The sequence below is a fragment of the Domibacillus epiphyticus genome, from assembly GCF_001975785.1.
GTDB classification, from domain to species: domain Bacteria; phylum Bacillota; class Bacilli; order Bacillales; family Domibacillaceae; genus Domibacillus; species Domibacillus epiphyticus.
On record NZ_MSFI01000019.1, the window covers coordinates 127,930 to 151,480 of the forward strand.

At 43.5% G+C, this 23,551-nt stretch carries 19 protein-coding genes and 1 riboswitch; of the genes, 11 read left to right on the forward strand and 8 right to left on the reverse strand.

Features of this window, described 5'->3' with window-relative positions:
• The first annotated feature begins 122 nt into the window (after positions 1-122).
• Positions 123-2,201, forward strand: coding sequence for an amidase family protein (locus BTO28_RS11400; RefSeq protein WP_076766333.1), 2,079 nt, complete (start codon positions 123-125; stop codon positions 2,199-2,201).
• 337 nt (positions 2,202-2,538) lie between these two features.
• Here BTO28_RS11400 and BTO28_RS11405 read toward each other — a convergent pair whose 3' ends face one another.
• On the reverse strand, positions 2,539-3,021 hold the full coding sequence (locus BTO28_RS11405; protein ID WP_076766335.1) for a sigma-70 family RNA polymerase sigma factor: 483 nt from the start codon (positions 3,019-3,021) through the stop codon (positions 2,539-2,541).
• Positions 3,022-3,373: 352 nt separating this feature from the next.
• Between BTO28_RS11405 and BTO28_RS11410 the strand changes: the two genes are divergently transcribed.
• Both BTO28_RS11410 and BTO28_RS11415 read left to right on the forward strand, forming a co-directional pair.
• On the forward strand, positions 3,374-4,687 hold the full coding sequence (locus BTO28_RS11410; protein WP_083711516.1) for an ATP-grasp domain-containing protein: 1,314 nt from the start codon (positions 3,374-3,376) through the stop codon (positions 4,685-4,687).
• 175 nt (positions 4,688-4,862) lie between these two features.
• Positions 4,863-4,946, forward strand: a riboswitch (cyclic di-GMP riboswitch).
• Positions 4,947-4,958: 12 nt separating this feature from the next.
• A complete protein-coding gene (locus BTO28_RS11415) occupies positions 4,959-7,343 on the forward strand; it encodes a S8 family peptidase (protein ID WP_076766340.1) in 2,385 nt (794 codons plus the stop codon).
• A 422-nt stretch (positions 7,344-7,765) separates the two neighbouring features.
• Here the strand turns inward: BTO28_RS11415 and BTO28_RS11420 are convergent, their stop codons facing one another.
• Genes BTO28_RS11420 through BTO28_RS11430 form a run of 3 tightly spaced genes read right to left on the reverse strand, consistent with a single transcriptional unit; the run spans position 7,766 to position 9,198 of the window.
• Positions 7,766-8,134, reverse strand: coding sequence for an EamA family transporter (locus tag BTO28_RS11420; protein WP_076766343.1), 369 nt, complete (start codon positions 8,132-8,134; stop codon positions 7,766-7,768).
• Positions 8,131-8,490: a DUF2304 domain-containing protein gene (locus tag BTO28_RS11425; RefSeq protein ID WP_076766345.1), complete on the reverse strand. Its 360-nt coding sequence runs from the start codon at positions 8,488-8,490 to the stop codon at positions 8,131-8,133. The genes BTO28_RS11420 and BTO28_RS11425 overlap by 4 nt, the downstream gene beginning before the upstream one ends.
• Positions 8,491-8,508: 18 nt before the next feature.
• Entirely contained in the window at positions 8,509-9,198 is a 690-nt protein-coding gene (locus BTO28_RS11430; RefSeq protein ID WP_076766347.1) for a glycosyltransferase family 2 protein, read from the reverse strand.
• Between the two features lie 133 nt (positions 9,199-9,331).
• Here BTO28_RS11430 and BTO28_RS11435 point away from each other — a divergent pair, with 133 nt between their 5' ends.
• The 4 genes from BTO28_RS11435 (at position 9,332) to BTO28_RS11450 (ending at position 14,075) form a co-directional block, all read left to right on the forward strand.
• On the forward strand, positions 9,332-10,585 hold the full coding sequence (locus tag BTO28_RS11435; RefSeq protein ID WP_076766348.1) for an ArnT family glycosyltransferase: 1,254 nt from the start codon (positions 9,332-9,334) through the stop codon (positions 10,583-10,585).
• Between the two features lie 45 nt (positions 10,586-10,630).
• The gene (locus tag BTO28_RS11440) at positions 10,631-11,254 is read left to right on the forward strand and encodes an S-layer homology domain-containing protein (protein WP_076766351.1); all 624 of its coding nucleotides are present in this window, start codon (positions 10,631-10,633) and stop codon (positions 11,252-11,254) included.
• A gap of 192 nt (positions 11,255-11,446) precedes the next feature.
• Positions 11,447-13,282: a WG repeat-containing protein gene (locus tag BTO28_RS11445; protein ID WP_076766353.1), complete on the forward strand. Its 1,836-nt coding sequence runs from the start codon at positions 11,447-11,449 to the stop codon at positions 13,280-13,282.
• 16 nt (positions 13,283-13,298) lie between these two features.
• Positions 13,299-14,075 (forward strand): DUF6574 domain-containing protein, encoded by a 777-nt coding sequence (locus BTO28_RS11450; RefSeq protein WP_076766355.1) that lies wholly within the window; start codon positions 13,299-13,301, stop codon positions 14,073-14,075.
• A 643-nt stretch (positions 14,076-14,718) separates the two neighbouring features.
• On the opposite strand, the gene BTO28_RS11460 is transcribed toward BTO28_RS11450, so the two are convergent.
• The 3 genes from BTO28_RS11460 to BTO28_RS11470 all read right to left on the reverse strand — a co-directional run bounded on the left by BTO28_RS11460 (position 14,719) and on the right by BTO28_RS11470 (position 18,273).
• Entirely contained in the window at positions 14,719-15,348 is a 630-nt protein-coding gene (locus BTO28_RS11460) for a DUF975 family protein (protein ID WP_076766359.1), read from the reverse strand.
• Positions 15,349-15,505: 157 nt separating this feature from the next.
• A complete protein-coding gene (locus tag BTO28_RS11465; RefSeq protein ID WP_076766361.1) occupies positions 15,506-16,552 on the reverse strand; it encodes a sugar ABC transporter substrate-binding protein in 1,047 nt (348 codons plus the stop codon).
• Between the two features lie 17 nt (positions 16,553-16,569).
• The gene (locus BTO28_RS11470; RefSeq protein WP_076766363.1) at positions 16,570-18,273 is read right to left on the reverse strand and encodes a methyl-accepting chemotaxis protein; all 1,704 of its coding nucleotides are present in this window, start codon (positions 18,271-18,273) and stop codon (positions 16,570-16,572) included.
• 160 nt (positions 18,274-18,433) lie between these two features.
• Between BTO28_RS11470 and BTO28_RS11475 the strand changes: the two genes are divergently transcribed.
• Both BTO28_RS11475 and BTO28_RS11480 read left to right on the forward strand, forming a co-directional pair.
• A complete protein-coding gene (locus BTO28_RS11475) occupies positions 18,434-19,744 on the forward strand; it encodes a M48 family metallopeptidase (RefSeq protein WP_076766365.1) in 1,311 nt (436 codons plus the stop codon).
• Between the two features lie 140 nt (positions 19,745-19,884).
• A complete protein-coding gene (locus tag BTO28_RS11480) occupies positions 19,885-20,571 on the forward strand; it encodes an SH3 domain-containing protein (protein ID WP_076766367.1) in 687 nt (228 codons plus the stop codon).
• A 46-nt stretch (positions 20,572-20,617) separates the two neighbouring features.
• Here the strand turns inward: BTO28_RS11480 and BTO28_RS11485 are convergent, their stop codons facing one another.
• Positions 20,618-21,691: an S-layer homology domain-containing protein gene (locus BTO28_RS11485; protein ID WP_076766369.1), complete on the reverse strand. Its 1,074-nt coding sequence runs from the start codon at positions 21,689-21,691 to the stop codon at positions 20,618-20,620.
• 110 nt (positions 21,692-21,801) lie between these two features.
• On the opposite strand from BTO28_RS11485, the gene BTO28_RS11490 reads away from it, so the two are divergent.
• Positions 21,802-22,245: a YaiI/YqxD family protein gene (locus tag BTO28_RS11490; RefSeq protein WP_076766371.1), complete on the forward strand. Its 444-nt coding sequence runs from the start codon at positions 21,802-21,804 to the stop codon at positions 22,243-22,245.
• A gap of 167 nt (positions 22,246-22,412) precedes the next feature.
• The gene (locus tag BTO28_RS11495) at positions 22,413-23,543 is read left to right on the forward strand and encodes a TcaA NTF2-like domain-containing protein (protein WP_076766373.1); all 1,131 of its coding nucleotides are present in this window, start codon (positions 22,413-22,415) and stop codon (positions 23,541-23,543) included.
• The last annotated feature ends 8 nt before the right edge of the window (positions 23,544-23,551 follow it).

The following is a 23,551-nucleotide window of genomic DNA, read 5'->3' on the forward strand; positions in this document are numbered from 1 at the left end:
ATCTGGCATCGCTCCGGTAAAGGCGGCCACTAGTGCGCTTTCTTTGTCAGATAATATGACAACTTTATGGAAAAGAGTGTTGTATTGCTATATTAATTGATTATGAAAGGGAGGAATGGAAGATGAAAATGTCGTGGAAGAAGATGTCGGGCGTTCTTGCAAGTGTAACGGTGGGGGCAGCGATCTTGTCTGCACCTGTCCAAGCTGAAAAAATAGCAGTTTTTCCAGATGTTAAAGGAGGATTATCATCAGAGGTTGAAGCTGCTTTTAATCTTGGTTTAGTTAGCGGGTATCCGGATGGAAAGTTTAAGCCGGCACAAGCGATAACTAGAGCAGAGTTTGCAAAATTGTTAGTTTCTACATACGAATTAGCGGCAAAAGAAGAATTGCCGGCAAATACAGCTGCAGCATTTAAAGATGTTTCAGCGAATCAGGTTTTAGGCAAGTATATCCTTAAAGCGGCTGAACAAGGCTGGATTAATGGTTTTGAAGATGGCACCTTCCGCCCAAATGAGCCTGTCAATCGAGAGCAGGCCGCAAAAATGCTGGCGGAAGCAGCAGATTTAGAGGAAATCTCAGAATCATATACAGATGTCGAGGATGACGGTTTTTTTGCTGGGTACATAGGAGCAGCACAAGGTGCCAGCCTGATGAATGGTCATACGAATGACATCTTCAAACCAAAGGCTGAGATTACGCGAGAACAATCTGCCGCAACGATTATTCGCTTATTTCGTTACTTAGAAGAAGAGTTATTTAAGGTCTTTGAGATTGAGGAGGCCACGATTTTAGAACTGCAAAAGGCAATGGAGAAAGGTGAATTAACATCAGAGGAGCTAGTGACATTCTATCTGGATCGTATTGAAAAGTTTGACGATCAAGGACCAAGTCTTCAATCAATGCTAGCGATTAATGAAGATGCGATTGAACTTGCAAAGGAGCTTGATCAGGAGCGTCAGTCAGGTGAACTGCGTGGAGCACTTCATGGTATACCAGTGATCGTCAAAGATAACTATGATACGTTTGATATGCCGACGACCGGCGGATCTCTTTCACTTGAAGGCTCGATGGCGCCTGATGATGCGTTTCAAGTTGCAAAGCTGCGCGAAGAGGGCGCGATTATTTTAGGAAAGTCAAATCTTCATGAATTTGCCTTTGGTTTTAATACGTTTAGCTCATTAGGCGGACAGACATTAAATCCATATGATGTAACACGCTATCCAGGTGGATCAAGCGGAGGGACTGGCGCCGCTGTTGCTGCTAACTTTGCGGCAGCTGGGCTTGGAACAGATACAGGCGGTTCAATTCGTGTTCCGTCTTCTTTTAACAGTTTAGTAGGGATTCGTCCAACAATGGGGCTTGCTAGCCGCGACGGCATTATTCCGCTCGCGTTGACACAAGACACTGGTGGTCCAATGACTCGTACAGTAGAGGATGCGGCGATTATGATGGATGCGATTGCTGGATATGACGCAGCTGATCCAGTAACAGCAAGCGGCAACGGTAAAATTCCTGAAAGCTATTCAGACTCTTTAGACGCGAATGGATTAGAAGGAGCGCGAATTGGCATTGTCAGAGAGCTTTTCGGTGAAGATGAGCAAGTGAATAAGGCGATGGAGCAAGCGATTGTCGATCTTGAGAAACTCGGAGCGGAAGTGGTCGAGGTGACTATTCCAAGGCTTGATGAAATCCTGGCATACCCAAGTCTAAGTAATTATGAATTCAAGTTTCAATTTAATGAATACCTAGCTTCTTTAGGACCGAATGCACCGGTTAAGTCGTTAACAGAAGTGATTGAAAGCGGTCAATATCACCCTGGCATTGAAGAGAGGCTGCTCCAAAGAAATGCACGAGAAACACTTGAAGATGAAGAATACAAAAAGATTATTGAAAATCGCACACAATTAGCGACTGGAAGTGTGATGGAAGTATTTGAGAAAGAGAATTTCGATGCGCTCATGTACCCGACTTCAACAAAATTGCCGGCGGTTATTGGTGAAACGCAGGACACTGGACTGAATAACAAATTAAGTCCGTTCTTAGGATACCCTGCAATCTCAGTGCCTGCTGGATTTAGTGATAATGACCTTCCGATTGGAATGGAATTACTTGGAGAAGAATTTAATGAAGAAACATTAATCAAACTGGCATACGCTTATCAAGAAGGCACTGAGCATCGCATTGCACCAGATTTTAAATAATAACTATGGTCAGTCCCCCACTCCCCATAGTTATGTGGTGAAGCCAGAGAGTCTTATAGGCTCTCTGTTTTTTTAACAGATGTTTTGACCGGAACAGAACGTTGAATCTAACAATAGGCCTAAAGAAGAAGAAAGATGCCTGTTTTCAAAAGGCCGGAATGTAATTGGATCGGCGCGATAAATAAACAAAGGGGCTGCCCAGCAAGTAGTATCACTTGCAGGACAGCCCCTGTTTGTTACTGGTAGATGAATGCCTATTCGGCACCATCCGCGTGAATCCGGACGCCGGCCCCTCGTCGATTAGGGCGTCCGGAAACTGGTTTATGAGCCAGGCTGCTTATTTTATGTCGCCGAATTGTTCTCTTAGCTGCTTAATGGCGGATTGCTGCCACTTTCGGACGGCGGCGGGTGTGACGTTTTCACGGCGTGCGATGTCTGGATTGCTGAGACCTTGTAGAATCGACAAATCAAACCACCGTTTTGCCCGCCCGGTTAAGTGATCGGCTGCTGCATTTGTGAGTGCGGTTGTTTCAGGCGCAGGACCGGGATCAATGCCTTCAAATAGGACAGGTTCGCCTGTCAAGACCGTTTTGTCACTGAAAGCGGCGTCTTTCGTCAGGGCGTTCATGACGCGCCCTTTAATATACGCGTACGCAAAAGGCGGAAATTCTCCTTTTGAACTGTCGAATTTTGTGTATGCTTCCCATAGGGCGATCAAGCCTACCTGATGATAGTCTTCCTTGTTTTTGTAGATATGCAGCTTGTTCAAGATGCGGTGAATCATAGGATTGTATTGCTGCGCGATTTGTTCAAATTGCATTGTTGACATCCAATCTGACTAGCGCGACAGCCGGGTATTCCCGGGTTACTACGAATATATAAGATGAAGGATATTAATGTAAATAGATTGAATATTATATACTTATTACCATATTTGTTAAAAATATTTTATTTTTATCTATTCACAAGGTTATGAATCTCTTATTTGATATAATGATAAAAGTCATTTTCATTTCGCTCATTTGTTAACGCTTCCATTTGTGAAAAAAGAGAGGATTGTTAAGTAAATGTAAAATTTTTGTTTTTATGGATGTATTCATCGAATTGTGCTGTTGAAAGGCTGCCTGCCCATAGTGGAAAAAAGGCGGCTTTTTTTAATGGAGTGACACAAAATGACTCTGAAGTTGTTTGAAAGCGCCGTCGAATGGCTATATGTAAATTACTATCGTACAACTTCTAAGGAGGCGTTAAATATGGGAGAAAGAGCACTGCCGTATGCTTCTTATGTTGAACAGCGGGGTATGGCTATTCGTCCTTCACAGTCTGTTCAGGACATTTACGGAAAGGATTTTGTTTACAACCCTAAGCTGTATGCGCGTGATTATCAGCATTTTGCGGATGACTGGTTAAGTTTAGAAGCGCTGACCGGAAGAGAATTGAGCGTCCTCGGGAATATGCCCATCGTCTGCCATGAAGCGGCTGTGACGGAAGCAGCTTTAGATCTTTTCCAAAAAGCGGGGCTCCAAGTGCCGTCAGTTCGTTATACGTATCGGAATGACCTCGAATACATTCAGTTGCTTCATAAACTGCGGAAACAAAATAAAAAGATCATTTTTCAATATCCGCATCCGGTGGAAGAAGTTCCGAGCGACCAGTATTGGGTTGAGCCGGATGTTCTCGCGTATGTAAGTGATAAACGAAATATTCCGGAGCTTGTCCCTCCCGAAAATGTGCCCGATCGCAAAATGATGAGTCTTGATCAAATTTTGAAAGAAAAACCGGCACTGCCAATTATCTTAAAAACAGGAGACGGGCGTCCCACTTCAGGCGGGTGCGGGGTGCTGCTCATTGAAAAAGAGGAGCAGCTGTATGAGATCGGCGAGAGCTTTGGTGATTTATCGAACATCATCGTTGAAGAGTATATCCCTTATGACCAAAATTTCGGGTTTCATTATGTAGCGGATAAAACAGGGGAGATCCGCTTTCTAGGGAAGTCTGAACAGATCATCAATGAAGATAGCTGCTTCCGGGGAAGCTGGATCAGCAAAGACGAAGACAACATGTCTCATATTATTGAAGCGGGTTACCGTGTCATGAAAAAAATCGCCGAGAAAGGATATGTCGGCATGGCGGGGTTTGATGTGTTGATTCGCGGCGACCGGTTTTATTTCATTGATTTAAATATTCGGTTTAACGCGTCCACAAGCGGCCTTATGCTGTATGACGATCTTCAGAAAAAGGAAGGCAAAGAAATTGTCCGTCTTTGTAACCTTGAATGGCAGGATGACTTTCAAGACCTTGTCCCTATTTTGGAGAAATACGTCATGGATCGACAATTTGTGCCGTTAAGTGTATTGGATGCGGGCTATTTTGAAGGGGAAAATCGGGCATCAAAAGTGATTGGCCTTGTCACAGGGCATTCCAGAGAAGAGGTAACTGGGGTGCTTGATGAGATGGACAGGGACGGCCTCTGTCACAGAGAGTAAGTTTTCGTAAATAATGAAAATAGCAGAGAGTTAATAAAACTCTCTTTTTTTGTGTTATTTTATGGAAATTTACGTAAAAATATTTTTATATTTAATGAAATAACTATTAAACTTACTTTAAATCGCCCGATATATAGAATGTAAGGTAAATGTTCCTATTTTTTGGACAACCAACATAATGAAAAGGCAAATCTATAGAAATGTAGAGACGCAAAACTATAGGGGCTACGCCTTCCAGGTATGCCAGCCAGTTATCGAAGGGAGAAAAATAGTGAAAAAGATTTTATCTGCATTTTTAGCGGGTAGTTTAGTTATTTCAGCAGTTCCTTTTGTTGTATCAGCAGCGCCTGTTGAAGAGCAAAAGGTAATTGTTGTGTTTGAAGATAAAGTAGATAAATCAGCTGTTCGGGACGCCGAAGGAGAAATTAATCATACATTTAAACACGTGCCAGTCGCATCGGCCACCGTTCCAGCGGATGAAATAAAAGAGTTGAAGAATGATCCAAGTGTCAAGCGGGTTGAAAAAGACATTGTTGTCCGGACATCGGCACAAACACTGGATTGGGGAATACAAGCAACAAATACACCGGCGGCCTGGAATGCGGGGCTAACGGGAAAAGGGATTAAGGTAGCAGTTGTAGATACTGGCGTTGCCCCGCATGACGACCTGGTTCTTGCAGGCGGAAAATCGTTCGTCGACTATACCGCTTCTTATAACGATGACAATGGCCACGGCACACATGTAGCGGGAATCATCGGTGCAGAGGACAATAGTTTTGGCACAAAAGGTGTTGCGCCTGATGCCGACATTTATGCCGTTAAAGCGCTCAATAAAGATGGTTCAGGCAACTTATCCAGCATTCTAGCCGGAATCGACTGGGCGATAACTAACAAAATGGATATTGTCAATTTAAGCTTAGGTACAGAAACCCATTCTGAGATATTCAAATCAATGGTGGATAAAGCGTATGCTAACGGCGTTCTTGTCGTGGCAGCAGCGGGAAATGATGGCACAGCAGATGGAAGCGGAGATACAGTTGATTTTCCGGCGCGTTATGATTCTGCGATCGCTGTAGCTGCCACAGATTCTTCAAATAAGCGTGCGGCATTTTCTTCGACTGGAAATATGGTGGAAATCGCGGCGCCTGGCGTATCGATCGTTGCTCCATATTTAAACAACGGCTACGCGAGATCGAGCGGTACATCCATGGCCGCTCCTTATGTGGCAGGGCAGCTGGCGCTTTTGAAACAGGCGAATCCAGCGATGACAAATGCAGCACTTCGTTCAAAATTAACAGAAACAAGTAAGGATTTAGGAACAGCGGGAAGAGATCCGTTTTATGGTTTCGGTTTAACGCAGGCTCCTGCCGGCAGCTCAAAACCAAATCCGGCTCCTGCCCCGGCAACGGCTCCAAGCCCGGTTACAGGTTTACTGACAAGCACGCCAAGCGTCTCAGCTTTGCCTGGAGAGACGAAAGCGTTAAGTATTGTCTCTACGCATAAAGACGGTCAAAAAATAGATCGTACGAAAGAAGCAGTGTGGAAATCTGAAAATAATGGAATCGCAGCAGTTACCGGCGGCCAGGTGACAGTAAAGCAATCCGGCAGAACAAATATAGTGGCAACTTATGCTGGCAAAACAGTGAAGATCACCATTGATTCAACGATTCGCGGCCTTGCAGCGAGCACGAACAAAATATCCGGTAAACCGGCTGACCAAGCAACGGTGAAATTGACCGCTGTGTTGGCGAACGGACAAAAAGTTGATGTGAGCAATCAAGCATTATGGAGATCAGACAACACGAAAGTTGCGGCCGTTACAAATGGAGTCGTGACCATCAATCAGTTCGGCAGCACAAACATTTCCGCCACTTTTGGCGGCAGAACGGTTCGAGTAGCGGTTGATGCCAATATTCGCAGCCTGACAGCAAGTACAAGCAGAGTCTCCGGCATTCCTGCAGATAAATCAACCGTCAATTTGACTGCCGTATTAGCGAATGGTCAAAAAATGGATGTGAGCAGTCAGGCGGTATGGAAATCCGATAACACGAGAGTGGCGACCGTCACAAATGGGGTCGTAACAATCAATCAACTCGGCAGCACAAACATTTCCGCTGCTTTTGGCGGCAGAACGGTTCGGGTAGCAGTTAATGCTACTATTCGCAGCCTGACAGCGAGCACAAGCAGAGTTTCCGGCAAACCTGCGGATAAAGCAACAGTAAAAATGACGGCTGTCTTGGCGGATGGCAGAAAAATAGATGTAAGCAATCAAGCAGTATGGAAATCAGATAATACGAAAGTTGCGTCCGTCACAAGTGGAGTCGTGACAATCAATCAATTCGGCAGCACAAATATTTCTGCATCTTTTGGCGGCAGAACCGTTAGAGTACCGGTTGATGCAAGCATTCGGACTCTGTCGGCAAGCACAAGCAAAGTGTCCGGCAGACCTGGCAATAAAGTGAACTTGACATTAACAGCGACACTTCCGAATGGACAGAGAATCAATGTCACATCGGGAGCAGAGTGGAAAACGGAGAATGGCCGGGTCGCCACTGTCGCAAACGGACTCGTGACATTGAATCAACACGGCAGAACGAACATTGTCGCGGCGGTTGGCGGAAAGACGGTAAAAGTCTTTACAGAAAGCAAAAGATAATTGGTGAAATCATCTCAATATAAAAACAGAACATCTTCACCAATGTTCTGTTCTGATTTAAAGGACGCGGTTAGCCGCGTCCTTTATTATTTATCAATTCGGTACGACAATCATTTCTGTTGATGAAAAACGGTTAAAGTCTTCACTGAAATAATCGATTGAAAAGGAACTGATGATGGATGGAAGGCCGGATTCTGCACCATTTTAGCCGGAATATATCAATCATAGCCGGAAAATACACCACTTTAGCCGGATTATTTTAATGAAAGCCGGAAAAAACACTTATTAGGCCGAATTATCAGAATTCCGGCCTAAAGATTAAGAAATCCGGCTCAAATTCAGATAATCCGGCCGTCGAAATAAAAAAACCGGAGAGTCCTTAAATAGGCTCGCCGGATTTTTTCGTTTGTTGCATATTTTACTCACCGCATTTCGCTCAAGCCGATCATGGATACACCAAGCATGATGAAGCAGACGCCGGCGATTTTCCAGATGGTAATGGATTCACCAAAAATGAAAAAGGAGCCGATGACGGCGATAATGTATGCGGATGATTGGAGCGGATACGCAACACTTAATGGCACTTTTGTCAAAATGAATAGCCAGAGCACCGTCGCAAGTCCGTACATAGCAAGGCCGGTAAAGATGTATGGGGTAAAAAATAGTTTTACAATGGAGAAAACGGATGTGAAAGCATCTGAATGCTTTTCCATGCCGGCTTTCCATAAAAATTGTCCGCTTACTAATATAAGTGTGTTTAACACGACGAGCCCAAGTTGAAAAAGGGTCATGAATGGTCTTCCTCTTTTCTTTGTTCCTGCACTTCTTTTTGTAAAAAAGCCACTTCCTGTATGAGTGTTTTAATCCGCTGTTCCTGCCGGGATAACAGCTGTGTATGGTAAATGAGCAATGTTAAGACGACGAGAAAGGCGAGTAAAAAAATGAGCGATGGCAGGTAGGCAACACCGATCCAGTTTGCGAATTGATTTAAAAAAGGAAGTGCGATTGCCATCAGAACACCAATGGTTGAAAATGACAGCCACATAAAAGCATATTTATCGGTTAATTTGTTCTTCGACGTCAGAAAGACAACATGGATGAAAAACGAGAAAGCTGCAATGATGACGATGAATTGTATGTGATCCATGCGGCGAAAATCCTTTCTTTATAAATAGGAGCGAATAAGCGCAAAGAATGTTACTTTAAACATGTAGTAGATTGATTTTAGGGCGGTAATAGACGATTCACCACCCTGACGCGCATTCATCTCTACTTTTGTTTCTTCAACTGTATAGCCTTTGCGCGCTAGTTTTGCAATGACTTCTACTTCAGGGTAATCAACGGGGTAATCTTGTGCAAACCATTCGATGACGCGGCGGTTCACGATGCGGTATCCGGAAGTCGGGTCCGTTATATTCACGCGGGCAATAAGACGGAGTAAATAATTAAAGTATAAGATCCCGAATCTCCTTGATAAACTCCCTTTATAATTTGTTTTTTCAAAAAAGCGCGAACCGATTAGCATATCGACATTTCTGCTTTTCATTTCGGAGACGAGATGATAAAGGTCGTCCGGATTATGCTGTCCATCTGCATCTAATTGAATGGCATAGTCGTAGCCATTTCGCTGTGCATAGCGGTACCCGGTCTGAACGGCACCTCCAATGCCAAGATTCACGGGCAGAGAGATATGCGGAATATGATGCTGTTGTAATATGTGAGCGGTTTGATCTGTAGAACCGTCATTAATGACAATATAATCGTAATCATCAAACGTTTTCAGCTGATTTACAGTATGAATGATGGCCTGTTCTTCATTGAAAGCGGGAATAATGATGAGAATGTTTGACTTCATGGAGGAAACTCCCTTTTTCTTTCGTTTTACTTATTATAAAGAATACAAAGTTAGAAGTCATGTTAAATTTAATGCTATGAATGTGTCAATATTCGTTTATAATTGACAATAACTACTGGAGGAAGAATATAACATGAAAGAAATGTTGAAAAAGCAAAATTGGTGGCTGTGGGCGCCTATCGGAATCGGATTGGCCGTCCGGCTTCTTTTTTTGTATGTCTATGGACCTGAATTCACGCTTGACAGTGATGATAGAGGGTATCTCAAAAGTGCGCGTTTTTTACTGGAGGAAGGCCGCTTGATATACGTTCATGAAGATGAACCGACTGTACATATCATGCCTGGCCTGCCATTTTTACTTGCGTCTGTCTTTTTTATTTTCGGATCAGGTGCGGGTGGTCTTTTTGTCGCAAAAATCGTGATGATTTTTTTCGGCTGTCTTGTAATTGCCGGTGTCTATAAGCTTGGTGAAATACTATTTTCAAAGGCAGCAGGCAGTGCAGCCGCGTTGCTCACGGCGCTTTACATTCCGCAAATTGTGACAGACAACCTCACATTGACAGAAGCACCCTTTACAGCCGCATTTATCTGGTTTATTTATTTTTCGATTAAGCTCGCCCATACGCATCGCCAGGCAGATTTCTACTGGGTAATCGGGTTATATTTATTTATGCTCATGTTCAGGCCGACGATTGCCCTCGTGCCTTTCCTTTTGCTCGGGTATTTTGTCTTAACAAAGTATCCGCTGCGCAAGGCGCTTAAGCAATTTATTGTGGCGTTTATATTGCTGCTTGTTGTTCTTGGACCGTGGTGGATTCGTAATTATATGGCGTTTGATGAATTTATTCCGCTTTCAGGAGGTGCGGGAAATCCAATGCTGCTTGGAACCTACCAAGGACACGGGCACAAATATGGACCGCCGGCTGATGACATTATTCTTGAATTGGAAGAAGCGCATCCGGAAGCGACCCGCTATGTGCAAAATCAATATCAAATGGAGGCCGCGAAAGAAAGAATTTCCGTAATGTGGAACCATAATCGAGATTGGTTTATCGACACGTACACATGGATCAAGCTCCGAATTCAATGGGAAGCGCCGTTTTACTGGTTTGAAGCCTTTCATATTTCCAGCGAGATGATGCGTATCATGTATCTTGTCCTGTTCTGGACTGGCCTTGTTTCTTTCATCGGAGTATTCGCCTATAAATACGCTTTGTGGAAAGAAGGATTGCTGTTAAGCTCATTCTTTATTTACTTTTCTGTCTTAAACAACATCTTTTTTGCGTACCCGCGCTACAATCAGCCGCTTCTCCCGCTCCTGTTCTTAACAATGGGGGGATTGGTCTACGTGTTGCAAAAAAGAAAACGGCGCAGGCAAAATGTATGATGTAATAGAAGAAGATAAAACCGCGAATTGGAAGGAGTGAAAGACTTGAAGATCATTCGAAAAACATTAACGTTGATGATTGCCTCTTTTCTTATCATGACATCTGAAGCATCTGCGTCATTTACAGATGTGCCAGCCCCGTATAAAGCACCGGTTGATTATATGGTGGATAATGGGTTTTCCGGTGGAATCAGTTCCACTCAGTTTGGTGTTCAGCTGTCGATCAAGCGTGTCGACGCGGCGGTGATGCTGGCAAAAGCACTGAAACTTAACGTGCAAACCGCCCCCGAGTCGGGATTCACAGATGTCCCTGCCCGGGCGCAAAAGGAAGTGAACGCGATGAAAGAAGCGGGCATTATATCCGGAAAGACGGCCGCTTCTTTCGGTGCGAATCAAACGTTAACGCGCGGAGAAATGGCGCTCATTCTTGTGCGTGCATACAAGTTAAGCGGAACGGCCCAACATCGGTTTACAGACGTGCCGGGTCGATATAGACAAGCGGTGGAAGCTCTGCTTGCGAACGAAGTCACGTATGGAAAGACGCCGACATCATTTGGAACCGCCGAGGCTATTAAGCGCGGGGAATTTGCTCTTTTGCTTTATCGAATCGCAATGGCTCAGCCTGGACCGGAAGACGAACTGATTCCTGAAGTCATAGGTATTAATTGAAAAAAGCTGCCTCGGCAGCTTTTTTTGTTGTATTTTTTACGGCAAGACTAAAAGAAGATGATTGTTCCATTCTTGGATAATGTCGATATATGTCGAACGGAAGTGGTGGTTGATAGGTCCTGTTAATTATAGAATGAATCTATGTGTCCAGGTAGAAATGCACATACGAAATGAAAGACAGGAGAACTTATGATGAAACGACTCTTATTGCTGCCGGTGCTCGTATTCGCCCTGACAGGCTGTGGCCTTGATGCGTCAATGGAAGACCAAATGCCGCAGAATCAGGAAGCAGCGGATACACGGACATATACGCCGGCCCCGGTGCTTGTGAAAGAAAGTGAAGCGTACCAATACATAAACAATAAAGGCGAAGTTGCCATAGAGGGTCCGTTTCAGGAGGCGGATTATTTTTCAGAGGGTCTTGCCCGTGTATCCACTGAAGAGGGTTCCTATATGATAAACGAAAAGGGGAAAAAACAGTTCGATTTAAAATATGAATTAGCCGAGCCGTTTTCGGATGAGAGGGGTTTGATTGAGGTAACCGCGGGAAATGATCAGGGATTTCCCCGTTATGGCTACATAAATAAAAAAGGCAGCATAACGATTAACCCCATTTACTACACGGCGACTTCTTTTTCAGAAAATAAAGCATTCGGCTTATTCGCAAATAATGCGGAGAATGAAGACGGATGGACCGTTCATTTGTTAAACAAATCGGGTGAGACAAAAGAAATAGAAGGACTTCGTGTCGGAAACACAACCTATATGCTTCCATATAGTGAAGGAAGAGCGGTCATTATGCCAAATCAGTATGCCCATGCCTATCTATTGGATGAAAAAGGACAAATTATTTCCCGGGGTATATATAACGAAATTTCTTCCTTTCATAATGGTCTAGCGCCTGCTATGAAGGAGACGGATAATGGCGAACAAAAATGGGGGTACATTGACCGTGATGGAAATGAAGTAATCCCATTTGAATATACGGAAGCCAGTGAATTCGGTGAAAATGCGGCATTTGTTCAACAGGACGGCCTCTGGGGCATTATTGACAGGAAAGGAAAGTGGATTCAAGCGCCTGTTTATGATGACGCTTATGCATTTTCAGAAGGACTTGGCGCTGTGAATACAGGGGGGTTATGGGGATTTGTCGATGAAAAGGGGAATATGGCTATTCCGGCACAGTTTGCGGATGCCGGACTTTTTCAATCAGGTCTTGCACAAGTGTTCGTTGGAGAAACAAATGCCGCTTATATTAATTCAAAAGGGGAGTATGTCATCGAACCGGATGGTTACGCGGCACTTCGGCTTGAAGAAGCTGGAACGGATGATAAAACGCAGCATGCCGTTAGTGAAGAAGAAGCTGTTCAACGAATCCGCACATTGCTCGCGATTGAGAATCAAGACGAATATTTTGTTGAAATCGATCACCTGGATGAAGGCAGTAATTATGTTATTCATGCATATGGCTTGACGATTTTGGATGAAGAGACGGGTGAAGGTCATTCATTTACACTCGGATATTACGTCGTCAATCCTTCTACGGGTGAAGTGAGGGATTTTTTTACAGGAGAAACGATTTCAGAATACAAACCTGATTATTCAACGGAAACAGAGGGGTATATCTTGTTTAATGGCGGCGATTTTACGGCCGAGTTTCCAGAGGAATATGATGCGTATCCTTCTTATTCATACAACGATGAAAGCTTCCGGATGCTGACGGTAGATCCTGGAGAGAATATTCACTTTTTTGTCTATTCTGGATCAGAAGATGATACACCGGATGATTTTATAGTGAATGAATCGTTTGAAACGTTAACGGAGAAGGAAAAAGATTACGGCGACGTTGGACAGGTGATTCGGTATCGAATTGATGCAGATGATGGCAGCTATATTAAAACATTTGAACAGACGTTATACAAAGACGGTTCACAAATTATTGTCGGTCTCATGTTTGATTCATGGGATACGTACAATCAATATAAATCGCAGTATTTAGACTTTAAAAAATCTGTGAAAAAAAGATGATAGTGGAGGGTACAACATGAAGTGTCAAGCATGTGGAAATGAACAGGAAAGCGGGAAGTTTTGCGGCAGCTGCGGTTCGCCAATGGAAGCAACTATAGAAAAGACAGCACCTGTGAGTGAACCGGTACATCGTGAAGAACCAAATGTACATGTGGAAAAAGTAAAAGACCGTTCAAAACAATACTGGGGTTATTTTTTGCAGTATCTTAAGAGACCATCCGCTGTGTTCGGGCGCGGAGAATCGGAGTTTGTGAACGGGCTGATTTCGATAGGGGTGCTAGCCCTTTTCGTCAGTTTAACAATGTATGCAATGACTCGAAGCATTACGAGCGATTTTTTTGGAAGTGATTTTTATTCGGGACCGGGGTTTTTCTCTATCTTGTTTAGCGGCATTATTTTTACCATCCTGTTTTCTGTCTGCGCGGTTCTTGTCTTGTTTCTAATCAGCCGCTTTTTTGGACCGGGATATTCCTTTAAAGAAATGACGGGTGTTTATGGTGTTCATCTTATTCCATCCATTGTATTGATGGCAGTTTCACTGTTGCTTGTTTTATTGAAAGCGTACGTATACAGCGGTTTGTTTATGAGTTTATCGCTTACAGTCGCATTGCTTTTAATGCCGCTTTATTTAATAAGTGCCCTGTTAACGAAAAAATCAGCCGCACTTGATCCGCTTTACGGCTATTTTATTTATATTGTTTTATCACTTATTTTATTTTCGCTCATTGTCGGCGTTCTTGCTGATTCCACAATGGGTGAATATTTAGACGATCTTCCTGGATTCTATTACTAAAAGAATTGGGAATAAAAATAAAAAAATATCTCCTTCAAGGTTGAAGGAGGTATTTTTTTATTTGATTATTTTTTTCGGTGCAAACTGATTGCTCTCGGATCGATAATACGCTCATCCAGCTCGCCCCATGACTTGATGAAGTCGTCACCTGTCAAAGGTGTAGATAGCGGATGGTGTAGATGATATCTCCCTATTCTTCAAGATAGAGCACCGCATAAATAAAATTATCATATTCCTAATGCTTTGAGCCGGCTTCACCGTATTCTTGAATGAATGTTTCTCCCTCAACCAGTGAATCAATCTCTGTATTCGGTGTGGATAACTGTACTTTTTTCAGCATAGTGGGAACATGCAGATTGCAAGGCCGGATTCCGCGCGATTGGGCCGGATTTTGTGTTAGTTGGGCCGGATTCAGAAGCGGAAGGCCGAATTGTATGTTAGTTGGGCCGGATTATCAGTTGAACGGCCGGATTCCGAATAATCCGGCCAATTTCACCAATAATCCGGCCATTGTCAGCGAAAATCCGGCCATCCAAAAGGAACGAGATATGTAAAAAGCGAAAAACGGCTAGTTTCAGTACAGAAACTCCGACTATGCAAGTATCAAACAGTCCAGCTGCGGCCGGACTGTTTTTTGGGATCTTCATAATCGCTGTTTTGCTTCGTATTCTGCTTGTACTGTATTGTAAAAGTGAGCGAACGTGACGCTAATGTACGGAGCCACCCATAAAAGGGCAATGCCGAATGTGATTATGCAAAGCAGGAACCATCCGATAAATGTCAAACAAAGGACGAATGCTTCCCCTTTATGTCCGTCCATCAATTTGCGCGATTCTGTGATCGCCTGAAGCGAGGATAATTCGGGACGATCGCGTAAAATGTAAAAGGTCATCATGTAAGAAAAGGATTTAATAATGCCGGGAACAAGTAATAGAAGAGACCATAAGAGTACAAAAAAACATTGTAAAAAAGAGGCGACAATCGACTTGATGAAAATCTTCTGATAAGGCTCGAATAAATGGCAGAATCCGATTCGTTTTCCACGTGATAAATCGATCCATGCCCACGTAAGACCAATCGTTATAGGAATGAGGAGCAGAGAAATAAGCATGCTGATGATATCTCTTGTTGTAAATTCTGCCGGGTTTGTGCTGAAGTTGATTAAGTAGTCGGGAAGTAAAAAAAGGACAGTTGAGACAATGAACAACAAGACAGCAATCAGCCAGCTGCCTTTCAAAGATTCACGGGCCTTTGCTCTTAATTGACTGTACATGATGAATACCAACTCCTTTCCTTTACTTTTATACGCTGGAATTTAGAAAATGTTCCTGTCTCACATAGAAAAATGTTTCCGGCCGGGCCCTGACTATTTTTATGATATATAAAGAGTCCCTTGCAGCCAGGTAAACCTGCAAGGGCTTCGTTTCTATTTATTGATATACGTCTTTTTCAGTCAAATACCCGTCCTTGATGACCGTGTCGCGTACGTTTTCTTTCGTTACCGCAACCGGTTCAAGCAACAAGGAGGGGACGTCTATTTTTCCGTTGTGGACAGATTGGTCTGCAGCAACGTCTTCCCCAGAACCCACTTTGACGGCCATGTCCGCTGCTTGTTCAGCAAGGAGCGTGATCGGCTTGTATACCGTCATCGTTTGTGTACCTTTTACAACGCGTCGGACCCCTTCAAGCTCGGCATCCTGTCCAGAGACTGGTATTCTGCCGGCCAGACCAACGGATGAAAGCGAGTTAATCACGCCGCCGGCTGTCCCATCATTTGCTGCGATGACAGCATCCACGTTGTTTCCGTTTTTCGCGAGTGCTGTTTTCATATTTTGTTCGGCGGTTATCGGATCCCAGCCGTCTGTATATTGATCGTGAATCAATTTCACCGAGCCTTTATCAATGAGCGGCTTCAGTACATTCATGGCTCCTTGTCGAAACAGAACCGCGTTGTTATCGGACTCGGCACCGCCTATATACGCAAAATTCCCATTTGACGCCTGTTTCACCACTTCGGACGCCTGCAATTCGCCTACTTTCACGTTATCAAACGAAATGTAGTAGTCAACTTCTGAGTTTGTAATTAAGCGGTCATACGAAATGACTTTTACACCTGCTTTATGCGCCATATCAACAATCGCAGCAGAAAATGCTGCATCATGCGGCACAACAACAAGAACATCCACACCTTCTTCAATAAGAAGTTCCGCCTGCTTTAACTGAACATCGTCATTTCCATTCGCAGCAAGCGTCTTAACGTGAGCACCCTTGCTTTCTGCCGCTTCTTCAAATAGTTCCTTATCCTTATACCAGCGCTCATCCTTCAATGTATCAAGAACAAACCCGACATACACTTGATCTTCGGCCGTAAGCCGCACGTCTTCCGCGCTTGTTTTTGGTTTCTCTTCTTGAGCAGAACAAGCTGCAAGCCCTGTGAAAAGGACGAGTGCCAGCCCGCATTTTAACAGATAGTTCAATGGAAACACTCCTAACGTTACAGCTTAAATTTTTGTATCATGGCATTCATTTGCTCAACCATTCCGGTCAATTTCTTCGCGCTCTGTGAAATGGTATCGACCGATTGGGCTTGTTCAAGTACCGTTGCGGAAATTTCTTCAGAACCGGCTGCGGACTCCTCGGAAATGGCAGCAATTTGTTCGACTGACTCGTTAATTTCCTTGCTTGAACGTTCAATCGTATCAAAAACGGACGAAATGTCATTTACCTTGTCCGCCATTTCTTCAACGCGTTCTTTAATGGAGGCAAAGTTTTGACCGGTCAGCTCCATATTTTCCGAGCCTTTGCTGACTTCGGTGTAGCCGTTGTTCAATTCCCCGGAGATTTCTGCTGTTTCCGTTTTAATGCTAAACACGATGTCGGTAATGTTTCCGACTGAACGCGCGACTTCTTCGGAAAGCTTCTTCACTTCCGCTGCGACAACGGCGAATCCTTTTCCGGCATCACCGGCGCGTGCCGATTCAATCGATGCGTTGAGCGCCAGCAAATTCGTCTGGTCCGCGATCGATTTAATGACACCCACGATGTCGGTAATCGAATGCGTTTTTGCTTCCAGGCTTTTTATTTTCGAAAGGGAGGCGTCCATTACCGTATGAATTCGGTTCATTTGCGCCATTGATTCTGTCATTTGACTATGGCCGCTAATGGACGCTTCGAGCACTTGATCGGAAAAGAGAACGAGCTCTTTGCTGTGGCCGCCTGCTTTGACGATATCCGTACTGAATTCTTTCGTGTTTTGTGAGATGGCCGCGGCATTGTCAGCTTGGGAAGAAGCTCCTTGTGCCATATCTTCAATTGTCGATGACACTTGCTCGCTCCCAATTTTCACTTCTTCAGATGAAGAAAAAAGCATCGCACTTTGATGATCGACTTCAGCTGAAAGAGATGATACTTCAGAAATCATTGTCCGTAAACTTTGACTCATATGGTTAATAGACGTCGAAAGCTGGCCAATTTCGTCTTTTCCTTCATAATCTAGCAGCTCGGTGTTTAAGTGGCCGCTTGCAATCTCTTCACTTTTCAAAACAATTTTTTTCAAGTTCTTACTAATCGGACGGCTGATGACAATCAGTAATACAAACGAAATAAGGATGGCGATGGCGGTTGATGCTACTAATATGACCATCGTCTTTTTAAGATCAGACTGAACCGAATCGATCGCCTGTTTACTTGAACCAATTGCTGATTCCTTTAGCTGCTCGCCAAGCTGAACCGTTTCGTTTTTTAACTCGCCGGCAGATTGCTGAAGCTTTTGAAACTCGTTTTTGTTAATGTTTTGTACGTTTGGCACAACTGTGCTGAAAAAGTACTGATCGAGTTCGTCATTATTTTCAATCATTTTGTTGAAAATAGGGAGCTGTTCTTCCGTTAAATGGGGTTTCATTTTCTTTGCTGTCTCGACAAATTCTTTACTTGCCTCGAGATAGTTCGTCAACATCCCTTCGTCCGAAAGCAAAATATATTCAGGAATAAGCAAGTATTTTTCATCATACGATGTGACGAGGTCACCCGCATAAATCGATACATCATTTTTTGTTTTCGTCTCTTCCATTTGATTGCTGGAATTCGTTAAATAATGATACGTAATAAAGATTGACATTAGGAATGTGACTGCCATTACGATGAAAATAACAGAGTACTTCAATCCAATTCGTATATTTCTCCATTGTAAACTGTTCAAAAAATCCCTCCGAATAACCATTTTGCTGCGAGACTATTGTACCATATAGCGGAACATGTAACATCCTTATTTTCCATTAACTGTGTCGAAATAACCTTGACCACTGTAAAAAACTGTCGTATATTGTAATCTGCTAATCTGTTTACAAAGGAGAATAATTTTGGAAAATCGAAATTTAGTATATTCGAAAGAAACGATTTATTTTATTCTATGCTGTCTCGTCAGCATCGGACTGTATATAGTAGCTGCTGTCTCTATTATTGCTCTTCCTTTTATTATTGCGATTATTCTGCTGTCTTTATTTCTCCACGCGGTATCGATCGGCTCGATTCGCGGAAATGGCGTGCGGGTAAGTGAACGTCAGTTTCCAGACGTGTACGAACGAATTCAGGCACTGTCTGCTGATATGGGTCTCCGCCGCGTACCGGATGTATTCATTTTGCAGTCAGAAGGGGCGCTTAATGCTTTTGCGACGCGTTTCTTCGGACGCAATGTCGTCGTGCTTTACTCAGAAGTGTTTGAACTTGCAAGGCAGCAAGGGGAGAAAGAACTGGAGTTTATTATCGCGCATGAATTGGCCCATGTGAAACGCCGTCATGTATGGAAAAACTGGCTGACACTTCCATCAATGTGGATTCCATTTCTCGGTGAGGCATATTCACGTGCAGCGGAATATACATGTGACCGCCATGCGGCATACTACATCAACAACGGTCAGGCAGCAAAAAATGCGCTGACGATTCTTGGCATCGGGAAAGTGCTGTATAGAGAAGTGAACGAAGACGCATATTTACACCAAATTCAGCAGGAGTCGAATCCATTTGTCTGGCTCAGTGAGAAGTGGTCCACGCATCCTGTCCTGCCAAAGCGTATTCAGCATATCGGACACTTTATGAAAATGGCTGATACGCCGACGTATCGAGCAGACAAAGGGAAAATCATTGGCGGCGTTGTCGCGCTGTTTCTTGCAGTGGGTCTTATATATGGGGGAATTGCAGCCGGGTTCACGTTTGTGTTGGCGAAAATGGAATCATCCGGTCTTTTTGCCGGGCTGATGCCGGATGACTATATGCTTCAAGAAGATGCGGTTGGTGACGAATTAACGAACGTAACAGATTTAATGGATGCTGCTTCATCCGGTGATACAGATACAGTCGCCCAGATGATTGAGAGCGGTGCAGAAATTGATGAACTGGATAGCGAAGGGGATTCGGCACTTCATTATGCGCTTTACAGTGAACAGACTGAAACGGCAGAACAGCTGCTGGAAGCGGGTGCTGATCCGAATGTGGAAAATATATCTGGAAATACGCCGCTCTGGATCGCATATGATTACGGCAATACCGAGATGGCAAAATTGCTCATGGATTATGGTGCGGATCCAGACAAGGAAAGTACGTATGGGGATACATTAAGATCTACCGCAGAACTCGATGAAAATGAAACATTTTTAACAATTTTTGATCAATAATCTTACTCACCCTGCTTATTGAGGCAGGGTGTTTTTTTATTGTTAGAAACCCCCCATGTATCATTCGAAATACATTTACGTATTTACATGAATCGTATATATTGTAAAAGTAATGAATAGAAGGTATTAGGAGGAAGGTTATGAAAAACGTTTTAGCATTGATTGCGGGTTTCCTGTTATTTTTCAGCGTTATGCCGGCTTTGCAGGCGGAAGCGAGTGATACGGGACAACAGGTCGTCAGCTTAAAGGAAAAAACCTCGAAATTAAACGTACGTGAAAAGCCAAGTCCGAGAGCAAAAATTGTCGGTTCACTTAAAAACGGGGCAGTCGTGTATGTTTACAATACGGAACCAGGCGGCTGGTCTAAAATTAAGTACAACAATAAAGCGGGATATGTGGCATCTGGGTATCTTGTTGAGAAAGGTGCCGCGAATATAACCGATGGAAAAAAGGCAACTGTCACCGCTTCTCCAAGTTTGAACGTAAGGGCGAATCCGAGTCCAAAAGCGAAAATAATGGGTTCGCTTAAAAAAGGGACTGTTATATATGTAAATGGGACAAGACCGGGCGGCTGGTCGGAAATCCGTTATAAAGGAAAAGCAGCATATGTAGCGACAAGCTATTTAAAATTTACAGACAGACTAACAATCGAAGAAGCTGAACAGCTTATTATTAAAGATAACGGACACCCCGATACAGAAGTGAAATTTATCTACTATGAAAGTGAGAGAGACGTGTACCGTGCAAAAGTAGGGTACAAAAATGACGAATATGGTTACTGGTTTGTCATAGTAGATCCGGACAGCGGAAACATTAAAGTTGATTAATAAGCAGAAACATGAAAAAAAGCTCTTCACGTAAGTGAAAGCTTTTTTATCGTGTCATAAACATTTGCGTAAAATAGGAGCCATAGCTGCCGCCATCCACATAACCGATCCCAATTTCGGCGAAGTCCGGGTTTAAAATATTATTGCGGTGACCAGTGCTGTTCATCCAGGCGTTCATGACCGCAACAGCGGAATCCTGTCCGCCAGCGATATTTTCTCCTGCCGCCATGTAGTCAAGTCCGAAATCGTTCATCATGTTAAACGGGGATCCATAAACAGGCGATTGATGATCAAAGTAGTTTTGATCCCGCATGTCTTTTGATTTTACACGGGCGACGAATGAGAGGTCATTTGCAAGCTTGAGCGGGTTAACACCGGCCTCCATTCGCTCCTGGTTGACAAGGAGGAAAATTTGCTGTTCTATCGAGTTTGGCGCAAAGTTCGGATCGATCTCATAGGATATCTCCGCAGGATCTCCCGGTGTTGGTTCAGGCTGGGTTTCCGGATTAGCGTTTGTATATCGGTATTTATCAATATTCGACATAAAAATGGCCATTTGTCCGCGTGTGACCGTACCATAAGGATCGTATCGGTTGTTACCGGTACCTGTTGTGATGCGAGTGGCAGCAAGAGCATGAATGTATGGTGCGGCTTTCATTCCGTCATGTACATCCGAAAACGGCGCATCAATCGTTCCTTGCAGGTTGAACGCTCTTACTAAAATAATGGCCATCTCTGCACGGGTTAATGACCGGTCTGGATGAAATCGATCACTGGCGGAAAAAACGCCTTTGTTTGTGAGTTCAGCAATATACGGATAAGCTGCTTGACCCGGTGAAATATCTTTAAAAGTAGTTGTTAGGGAAGCATCTGGTGAAATGTGCAGCATGCGGGCGACAAAGATAGCGCTCTGTGCTCTTGTGACCGGTTTATACTGTCTGAACGTTCCGTCAGGAAATCCGGCAATCATTTCTTTTTCCTTCATTTCTTCAATTGCGGTATATGCTTTTTCTCCCGGATGAGTATCAGAAAAAGAAGCGGCATTTGCCGGTGCGTTGAACATGAAGGGAATGCAAAGGAAAAGCAATATTGACGAAAAAAGGCGATTTTTGTTTTTCATTGACAAGTCCCTTTCCATTATTTTTCTTTTACTATATCATAGGAATGCTTTCAATATATGAATATTTAAAAAAATAATATATAAATTTAAGAGAGAAGAGGTGATTGTCTATGCCAGCATTATTAATTGATGCGGATGGATGTCCGGTTGTCGATATTGCATGTGACACAGCCAGAACATTCGGGATGCCCGTTTTATTAATTTGTGATACAGCTCATGAAATGTCGCGTCCCGGCGCGGAAACGATCATTGTATCGAAAGGAATGGATGCAGTCGACTTTGTCCTTGTGAACCGGGTTCAAAAAGGAGACGTTGTCGTTACGCAAGATTATGGACTGGCAGCGATGGTTCTGGCGAAACAGGGATATGCCATCGACCAAAATGGCCGGCAGTATACACATGACAACATTGATCAGCTGCTGCTGAGCCGTCATACAGCAAAAAAAATTCGTCAAGCGGGAGGCCGTTTAAAAGGACCAAAGAAGAGAAGAAAAGAAGACGATCTGCAATTTGCTGAAAGCTTGACTCAATTGCTTTCCGCCATTCTCAAATAAATAATCTGTCTTCTACATACAATCTCGACAGCATTCGACAAATGCCTTTTCTGATTTATGGCATAATAAACGTTGAAAATTACCTGCATAATTAGAAAAATACGATGGAACAGGTAAATAAAAAGCGAGTCTAGAAACATCTTAATGAGAGAGGGGAATTTTTGACGATGACTTGTGATAAATGTGGGCACGTGTCTCCAAACGGCAGCCGTTTCTGCATAAAATGCGGAGCACCGCTGCATGCTCCGCGTGAAAAAGTGGGGCAGGAAAAACCTGTTCGAAAAGGTCTTTGGGTTGGAGTGGCTGTTTTGGTTGTTTTACTGGCTGTTCATTTTTTCCTGCAGCAAAAATACTCACCGGAAGCTCAAATTGAGCAATTTGAAAAGACTGTTCTTGCGAAAGACAAGGCGCAGCTAAAATCATTTTTGAAAGAAAAAATGCCTGACGTACCGAGGACAGACGACATTATTAATGAGTACTTTGCTTATCTTGATGAACAGGTTGATAAGGATGCGATGTTCTCTTCACTCCGGGCAAATCAGGAAGTAACAGATCGATTCGGAAATAAAGTGGCTGAAATGGTGCCTGTAAAGAAAACATTAGGCTTGTACGGCGGGTATGACTTGAAGCTGAATGCTGTTAACGTGATTGTTGAACCGGTCTATGGAGAGCAGACAGTTTCAATGTCAGGGAAAAAGCTGACATTGAAAGAGGAGGAAAAACCTGCTTCCATCGGCACATTTTTACCTGGTTCGTATGATGCGGAGATCGTTGTGGGGGATGTAAAAGAAACGATTACGATTGATTTAGCTGGTGCTGAATCAAACGAGATGTTGATTCAACCCGAAGTGACCATTCCAGAAGAAGAAGAACCGGAAGTTGATTTCTCTATTGATGAAAAAGCAGATACAGTTGAAGAAGCCGTTCCGACAGAAGCGGACGCTGAAGCTTTTTTACGTGAATATGTACAAACCTATGTCGATGTCGTTAATACAGGTAATACAAATCTTTTTGACTATCGAAACGTAGTAGATGCAAGCGGCAAGAGCTATAACGAGATTAAAAGAGACGCCAGAAGCATTCACGACAAAGGAATACGAGAAGAATTTGTCAGCTTGTGGGCAGAAAAATTCTTCCATAACAGCGGTAATTATTACCGTGTTAACGCGCGGGTAACGTATGTTATTGGGAAAGCAAATGGATCTTGGGAGGAGAAGGAATTTACAGAATACTATCTTCTAACCTGGCAGGATAACCAGTTTTACATGCATACAATTTATGATGCAGAGCCTCAATAAAACGAAAA